Genomic DNA, 642 nt, shown 5'->3' with positions numbered 1-642 from the left:
GGGAATCCGCGAGACCGCAGCGACACCGGTGTGGGTGGAGGCGCTACCGGCGGGAGCCAGCTCGAACCCCTGCCACGTGCCGCCCTCGTACCAGAACCGGTCCTGCACCGAACCGTTCCCGCCGACGAAGAAGACCTCCATACTGCCGGGAATCCGCGAGACCGCAGCGACGCCGCCGGTGACGGAGGCACTGCCCGGAGGGGAGAGCTCGAACCCCTGCCACGCGCCGCCCTCGTACCAGAACCGGTCCTGCACCGAACCGTTCCCTCCGACGAAGAAGACCTCCATGCTCCCGGGAATCCGCGAGACCGCAGCGATCCCCCCGATGGTCGACGCGGTTCCGGGGGCCGAGAGTTCGAACCCCTGCCAGGCACTTCCCTCGTACCAGTACCGGTCCTGCACGGAGCCGTTGGCCCCGACGAAGAAGACCTCCATACTGCCGGGGATGCGCGAGACGGCCGCGACACCGCCGGTGACGGAGGCACTTCCGGGCGGGGCCAACTCGAACCCCTGCCACGTGCCGCCCTCGTACCAGAACCGGTCCTGCACCGAACCGTTCCCGCCGACGAAGAAGACCTCCATGCTCCCGGGGATGCGCGAGACGGCCGCGATGCCGCCGTTGGCGGAGGCGCTGCCGGGCGG

1 pseudogene is annotated in these 642 nt (G+C 70.2%); it reads right to left on the bottom strand.

The window, feature by feature from the left end:
- Positions 1-642: pseudogene (locus PUR56_RS08920) on the bottom strand (hypothetical protein); the annotation flags it as partial.

The sequence above is a fragment of the Streptomyces sp. BE303 genome (genome assembly GCF_036290945.1).
Classification (GTDB): domain Bacteria; phylum Actinomycetota; class Actinomycetes; order Streptomycetales; family Streptomycetaceae; genus Kitasatospora.
This window is presented reverse-complemented; position numbering and strand designations above follow the sequence as displayed.